The sequence below is a fragment of the Lentzea miocenica genome, from assembly GCF_033949945.1.
Taxonomy (GTDB): Bacteria; Actinomycetota; Actinomycetes; order Mycobacteriales; family Pseudonocardiaceae; genus Lentzea; species Lentzea miocenica.
In genome coordinates this window covers 83,812-91,176 of the sequence record NZ_JAXAVW010000044.1, presented here as the reverse complement: position 1 = coordinate 91,176, position 7,365 = coordinate 83,812, and the positions used below count along the sequence as shown (strand labels likewise).

The 7,365-nt window shown below is 68.4% G+C and carries 5 protein-coding genes; 4 read left to right on the top strand and 1 reads right to left on the bottom strand.

Going from position 1 to position 7,365, the window contains the following annotated elements; all coding sequences use genetic code 11:
* The first annotated feature begins 323 nt into the window (after positions 1 to 323).
* Positions 324 to 1,865 (top strand): deoxyguanosinetriphosphate triphosphohydrolase family protein, encoded by a 1,542-nt coding sequence (locus SK803_RS40190; protein ID WP_319971450.1) that lies wholly within the window; start codon positions 324 to 326, stop codon positions 1,863 to 1,865.
* A gap of 200 nt (positions 1,866 to 2,065) precedes the next feature.
* The gene (locus tag SK803_RS40185; RefSeq protein ID WP_319971449.1) at positions 2,066 to 4,858 is read left to right on the top strand and encodes a S8 family serine peptidase; all 2,793 of its coding nucleotides are present in this window, start codon (positions 2,066 to 2,068) and stop codon (positions 4,856 to 4,858) included.
* 86 nt (positions 4,859 to 4,944) lie between these two features.
* On the opposite strand, the gene SK803_RS40180 is transcribed toward SK803_RS40185, so the two are convergent.
* Entirely contained in the window at positions 4,945 to 5,847 is a 903-nt protein-coding gene (locus SK803_RS40180; protein ID WP_319971448.1) for a helix-turn-helix transcriptional regulator, read from the bottom strand.
* A 418-nt stretch (positions 5,848 to 6,265) separates the two neighbouring features.
* Here SK803_RS40180 and SK803_RS40175 point away from each other — a divergent pair, with 418 nt between their 5' ends.
* Together SK803_RS40175 and SK803_RS40170 are read left to right on the top strand one after the other, a co-directional pair.
* Positions 6,266 to 6,946, top strand: coding sequence for an acVLRF1 family peptidyl-tRNA hydrolase (locus SK803_RS40175; RefSeq protein ID WP_319971447.1), 681 nt, complete (start codon positions 6,266 to 6,268; stop codon positions 6,944 to 6,946).
* Between the two features lie 31 nt (positions 6,947 to 6,977).
* On the top strand, positions 6,978 to 7,361 hold the full coding sequence (locus SK803_RS40170) for a hypothetical protein (protein ID WP_319971446.1): 384 nt from the start codon (positions 6,978 to 6,980) through the stop codon (positions 7,359 to 7,361).
* The last annotated feature ends 4 nt before the right edge of the window (positions 7,362 to 7,365 follow it).

Sequence of the window (7,365 nt, the reverse complement as noted above, 5' to 3'; positions counted from 1 at the left end):
ACGTACAGAAGCCCCTGAGGGTCGAGCGCCACAAGCGCTCCCCTCGGGGGCTTTCTGCATTCCCGGCCAACCGCCACGACACACCCGCCGCGGGCCAGGCAGCCACCGGACACCGGCCGGCCAGAGGGCACACTGGGATGCCTGCAGCCATGGCTCACTCGATCGAGTGAACACTGGCCTGATTCAGGTCCCACCCCCTCTAGTAAGTATTTCCATCGTCTGGATCGCTGAGAGGAGTCACAAACCCATGGTCATCTTCATCGCGCAATGAGGAAGACGCGTGGGGCGCCGAAGGCTCGCCGTTGCCCGGTACCTTCTTTGCCATGCACAACGAGCAACGCACCGCCCGTCGGTCAGCCGGAGTGGGCAGGACCGCCGACCTCGCCACGAACCCCTTCCGGGTCGACCGCGACCGGGTGGCCAGCTCACCGTTCTTCGCCAGGCTCGGCGGCGTCACGCAGGTCGTCAGCTCGACGGGGTCCGGCCTGCTCGTGCACAACCGGCTCACCCACAGCCTCAAGGTCGCCCAAGCCGCGCGCGCGATCGCGGAGCGGCTGACCAGCCGGCCCGAGCTGACCGCGGTGCTGGAGAAGCTCGGCGGGTGCGACCCCGACGTGGTGGAGGCGGCCGCGCTCGCGCACGACCTGGGACACCCGCCGTTCGGCCATCTCGGTGAGCAGGTGCTGGATCGGCTGGCTCGGCACCGGTTCGGGTTGCCGGACGGGTTCGAGGGCAACGCGCAGTCGTTCCGGATCGTCACGACCACGGATGTGCGGGGGCCCAAGGCGCTCGGGCTGGACCTGACCGTCGCGGTGCGGGCGGCGATGTTGAAGTACCCGTGGACCCGGCACCAGCCGCTCGACCTCCAGGTGGCGCCGCGTGGTGCGTCGGCGCCGGACGACATGCCGGGTACCGGTAGCTCGAAGTTCTCGGCTTACGTCACGGAGATCGACGATCTGCGGCAGGCCCGTGAGCCGTTTGAGGGGCGGGTTGAGTCGTGGCAGCAGACCGTTGAGGCGAGTGTCATGGACACCGCGGACGACATCGCCTATGCGATTCACGATCTCGAGGACTTCCACCGGGTCGGGGTGTTGCAGCACGCCACGGTCGCGGCCGAGCTCGGGACGTGGCAGGCGCAGGCGCTCGACCTGGCCGGGTTGAGCGATGCGGAGCTCGGGGCGGAGATTCGGATGCCTGGGCGGTCGTTGGAGACGTTGCGCCGGCGCATGCACCTCAAGGATTCGTGGGTGATGAGCGACGAGGTGTTCGCGCTCGCGGTGCGGAAGGTCAGCAAGGAGTTGGTCGACGGGTTGCTTGCCGTGCCGTTCGACGGGTCGGTTGAGGCGGAGCAGGCGGTTGCGGGGTTCAGTGCGCGGTGGACTCGGCGGTTGGTCGACGCGGTCGGGGTGATCGAGGAGCCGACGCCGCGGTCCGGGCACGTGGTGCTGGCGGTGGCGCAGTGGCACGAGGTGCAGGTGCTGAAGTTCGTGCATCGGCGGTTTGTGTTGTTGCGGCCGGATTTGGCGTTGCACCAAAGGGGACAGGCGCGGTTGCTCACTTCGCTTGTGGACGCATTGGAGCAGTGGGTCACTGATCGCAGTGAGGCGGATCGGTTGCCGCGGCGGTTGCACGATCTCGTTGAGCTGGCCGAAATGGAGTACGCGGCGCTCGCCCGGACGGAGCCGTCCACATTGGTCGGTCCTGCCGGTGAGCTGCCGGTCGGGCCTGATTTCGTGCGCGGGCTGGCGCGTGGGCGGGCGGTTGTGGACTTCGTCGCGTCGCTGACGGACAACCAGGCCGCGGCGCTGTTGGAAGCGCTTGCCGGGCGAACGGGTCAGTTGTGGACTGACGCGTTCGTGCTGTGAGGTTGTGCCCGGAAGTTGTTGTGTGAAGTGTGGTTCTGTGAAGTGTGATTGTGTCTGCTAAGTGAGAAGTAGCCCAATCGGATGCTGACTGTGATCACGCAGGCACCATACGTTGACGCCTCGGCCGGGATCATCCGGCCGCAGGCCGCGTGCCCAGGGGGATCAGTCCGGGGCACGCCAACGTTCGGGGGAGATACCCTGTGCGCCGATCTCGAAGAGGCACGTCCTTAGTCACCGCGGGTACAGCTGTTCTTCTGGCCGCACTCACCGCTGTCGCGCCGGCGTCCGCAGATCCGGTCAAGGCGTCGAAGTCCATCACCGATCGCACCGCGACTCAGATCGCCGCGCTGCAGAGCATCAAGAAGTCCCTCACCCCAGCTGAGTCCAAAGTGGACAGCACGCTCGTCGTGGAGGCGCGCAAGCGCACCCAGATGGGGACGATGAGCGCCCTGCCGCAGGTGCAGACCGGCGTTGCCGTGACGCCGCGGTCCACCACCCTGGTGGACGTCCGCGCCAAGCAGTACTCCGAGGACCTCGTCAACGCTGTCCGCGCGGTGGGCGGACAGATCCGGGCAGTGTCCCCCGAGCACCGCACCGTGCGCGCCGAGGTGCCGGTCGCGAAGATCGCGGAGATCGCCGGCCGCGCGGATGTCGCCCGCGTCGAGCCTGGCAGCGACGCGATGACGCAGGACGTGAAGAACAAGCGGGACAACAAGAGTCGCAAGGCGGCTCCGTCCAAAGAGGACAAGGCTCGGGAGATCGAGCGCAGGCTCTCCGAGAAGCAGCTGTCCGTGCAGGCGGCCAAGGTCGCCGAGAGCGACAAGGCCCACAGCGCCGAGGCCGCGCGTGGTTCGTTCCACGTGACCGGTGTCGGCGTGAAGCTGTGCGCGCTCTCCGACGGTGTGGGTTCGCTGGCCGTGTCGCAGGCCTCTGGCGAGCTGCCGGCCGTCGACATCCTGCCGGGGCAGGCGGGTTCCGGTGACGAGGGCACCGCGATGCTTGAGATCCTGCACGACCTCGCGCCCAACGCCGAACTCGGTTTCGCCACGGCGTTCAACGGCGACGCGAGCTTCGCCGACAACATCAAGAAGCTGCGCTTCGACCTCGGTTGCGACGTCATCGTCGACGACGTCATCTACTTCAACGAGTCGCCGTTCCAGGACGGCATCATCGCGCGCGCCGTGGACGCGGTCGCCGCGGACGGTGCGTTGTTCTTCTCCAGCGCCGGCAACCAGGGCAACGTCGTGGACGGCACCTCGGGCCACTACGAGGGCCAGTTCGTCGACTCGGGTGTGGGCGTCGGCAAGTTCGCCGGCACCGCGCACGACTTCAACCCTGACCCGAACGCCAAGCAGCTGTTCAACCCGCTGTCGAACTACTCGGGCGACAGCCCCGTGACGCTGCACTGGGCCGACCCGCTCGGCCAGTCGTTCAACGACTACGACCTGTACCTGGTCAACGCCCAAGGCAACGTTGTCACGTTCAGCCAGAACAACCAGGACGGCGCGCAGGACCCGTACGAGCGCCTCAACACCCCGTCGACCTCCACCGGCACGCGTCTCGCGGTCGTGAAGTTCCGCGGTGAGGACAAGTACATCGACCTGTCGCTGTTCGGCGGGCGGTTCGCCGACACCAACGACGGCCTCAAGAAGTTCGTCACGCCGGGCATGACCCGCGGTCACTCCGCGGCCAAGGGCGCGATCTCGGTCGCGGCCGCTCCCGCCGCGGCGGCGCTGCCGTTCGACCTGGAGCCCGGTGACCCGGCCAACCCCAAGGGCCCGTTCCCGAACGCCTACGACAGCACGCAGAAGCCGGAGCGCTTCACCTCCGACGGACCGCGCAAGACGTTCTTCGCGCCCGACGGTTCACCGCTGGCCGAGACCCGGCAGAAGCCGGACATCACCGCGGCCGACGGCGTGACCACGTCGGTGCCGGGCTTCGCGCCGTTCTTCGGCACGTCGGCCGCTGCTCCGAACGCCGCTGCCATCGCCGGTCTGATCCTGTCCGGCAACCCGACGCTGAAGCCCGCCGAGGTCAAGGAAGCCCTTGTCACCACGGCGATCGACATCGTCGAGTCCGGTGTGGACAACCGCACCGGTGCCGGCATCGTGATGGCCGACAAGGCGCTCGCCTACACGGGTGCGTCGCCGCAGGCGCTGGCCCGCGCGCAGAAGCCGACGATCGTCAACGACGCCGACGGCAGCCAGTACCTCAAGCCGGGCACCACCTCCACGGTGACGGTGCCGGTGGCCAACAACGGTGACGGCTCGGCCGCGTCGACCTCGGTCGTGCTGTCGACCCCGACCGCCGGTGTGACCATCGCGCCGCGCTCGAAGTACTACGGCAACATCGACGTCGGCCAGACCGTCAGCAACACCTACAAGGTGACCGTGCCGGCGTCCGCCGTGCTCGGTTCGGCGGTCAAGCTCGACGCCAAGGTGACCTACGCGGGCTCGACCTCGCCGACCACGGCGTCGTTCGACTACCGCGTCGGTGAGCCGTCGCGCGAGTTCAAGACGTTCGCGTACAGCGGTGCGCCGGTGGCCATCCCGGACAACGACCAGACCGGTGTGTCCATCGCGGTGCCCGTCACGGGCGTCGGCGGCGCGTCGAACCTGAAGTTCTCCGTCGACGGTGCCACCTGCTCGGCCACCGAGGGGTCGACGACGGTGGGCATCGACCACACCTTCGTCGGTGACCTGGTCGGCACGCTCACCTCGCCGTCCGGCAAGTCCGTGACGCTGTTCTCACGGGCGGGCGGCAACGGCAACAACATCTGCCAGGCCGTGTTCGACGACTCGGCGGCGCAGCCGTTCTCGTCGGTCCAGTCCGCCAACGCCCCGTTCACCGGCTCCTGGAAGGCCGGTAGCGCGTTGTCCTCGCTGCTGGTGGACTCCGCGGACGGCAACTGGACGTTCAAGGTCGCCGACGTGGTGGGCTCGGACCGCGGTTCGATCCGCTCCGTGACCCTGCACGTCGCCGGCTGGGTGTGATGATCAGCTAGCTGACAACGGAAAGGCCCCCGGCTCGAGCCGGGGGCCTTTCTCGCTGCTTCAAGAACCGGGCTTCGACGAACCGGCTAGCGGTTCGGCCACTCCCAGCGGATGCCGAACACACCCGGACCGAACCCGAGCGCAACGGCGTGCACGCCGCCACCCGTGTCCACGGTCAGGTTGCGCCGCCGCGAGGGCGTCTCGTCGCCCGCCGGCACGCTGTACTGCTGCACGCGCGACGGCAGGTTCGTCTCGTCGAAACGGACCTCGATGACGTACTCGCGGACCGGGAGGCGGAACTTGCGCGCGAACGTGTTGTTGCCCTTGGGGGCGTGGCCCTCGGGGAACACCAGCTGGTATTCCATGATGAGGGTCTCGCCGCGGGTCAGCGGACGTTCGAACATCATCTCGGCGACCATGATGTTGGCCTCGTGGTCGCGTGCGATCCGGCCCAGGTGGCAGTTGCGCACGTTCACGATCTCGGGGAGCACGTCTGACTCCTCGGTCTCGAACACGAGCGCCCAGCGGTCCGGCCCGTCCTGCTCCGCGCGCAGGATCTGACGCACCCACACTGATTTCTGCCCGCCGTCGGCAGAGATCTCGATGCGGTCGTGCTGGCTGATCCGCCCGAGCTTCAGATCGGAGGACGTGTCGACCTTCGAGAGCAGGTTCGCGACCCGCTCCCGACGCGCCCAGAGCGCGTCGATCGGCATCATCGTCGTCGGGCGGCAACGGCGACCTCGCGGACGAGGTGGGCCGAGCAGCGCCGACAGACCCGACTGAGGCACGCCCAGGACCGACTCGAGGTGCCGGAGCGCCTCCAGTGATTCAGGGCGTTCAGGCCTTCGCCGTCCTGACTGCCAGTAGCTGAGCGTCGCGACGCTGATGGTCACGCCGCGCAGTGCCAACCGGTGCTGGATGCGGTCGAGGCTGAGACGGCTCGCCTTGATGGCAGCCCTCAACGCTTCCGGGAACGGTCCCGTGGTCAAGAGCTGTGAAAGGCTGCCGTGGCCCGTTGAGTCTGTCTCTTCAACGGTCAGTGTTGGTCGACCGGCAGCAGTGGTCATGGTGACTCCCCGCTGTCATAAGATCACGCCCCAGTGACCCTACCCGTCCGTGAACATCGCTGGTCGGAGCCGGATGGAGTCAATGGTTAAGCCATACGGTTGATGAGTTCACGCTTTCGAGACCCATCTGTCAAGCATTCCGAACCGATCAGTAACATCTGTGTGCCGTTCACGCCTTGTATTGAGTTGGCTCTACTGTGTGCACGGTGACCGACCTCGACGCGCTGGCTTGGGCTCCTGACGGCCTGTCGCGCCGCCTGGGGGTCGTTTTCCCGGCCGGGAGTATCTCGGGGTGGGCGATGCCCGGAATCGCCCCTGCGCGCCACGCAGCGGCGGCCGGATGAGCAGGGTGCGGCCGGTTCCCGGTGGACGGGCCGTCGAGGTCGAACCGGAACGCGTGCAGGGGTGGATCGGCAGGTTCGCCGACCGGCACGGTGCGGTCGACATCCGGATCCGGGAACACGAGCTCGTCATCACCGCCGCGGACGGCGCGACGGCCACGTTCGCGACGCGCGGCGGTACCTCTGTAGAAGAGGTGGTGGCGAACCTCACCAGGCCGCGCCGGATCGGCCTCGTGCTCGTGCGGCTCGGCGGGCACAGCGTCGGCGTGGCGTTCGGCGGCAAGGTCGAGGTGTCCGCGACCGACCGCAAACAGGTGCACGGCCGCAACAAGGCAGGCGGGTGGTCGCAGCAGCGGTTCGCCCGGCGTCGCGAGGGGCAGGCACGGGTCGCGCTCCAGGCCGCGGCGGACGACGTGTTCCGCGTGCTGGTCCCGAGGCTCGCCCAGCTGGACGGCGTCGTGCTCGGCGGTGACTGGCAGTCGCTGGACGTCCTGCGCAACGACCGCAGGCTCGCGGACGTCTTCTCCATCGCCGAGGAACGCGTCCTGGACGTGCCGGAACCCCGGCGCACGGTGCTGGACGAGGCCGCGGAACGGGCCCGATGCGTCGAGATCGTGATCCAGGACACACGGGCAACCGGACCGGCGGCCGACCGCATGGATACGGGTGAGGGTGCCTGACCGAGGCACCACTGACCTGCTGGAGTCGCAAGTGCGCAAACGAATGGTGATCGTGGCGGGAGCTGTCGCACTGGGTGCCGTCGGCATCGCGGTGCCCGCGCTGGCGCTGAGCGGCGGCGGCTCGCCCGAGAACGCGCCGACGACCTCGGCTCCGTCCTCGACGGTGACGACCGCGCCGCAGTCCTCATCGGTCACGACCTCGCCGTCCTCGACGGTGACGACCGCGCCGCAGTCGACGTCGGTCACGACCTCGCCGTCCTCGCCGTCCTCGACCGTGACGACCGCGCCGCCGTCGACCTCGCCGGAGTATCCGCCGACGACCTGGACGCCGCCGTCCTCGACGGTGACGACGTCGCCTCAGTCGAGCTCTCCGATCGCGACGACGCCGCCGGTGTCGTCGACGCCGGCCGGGTGAGGAG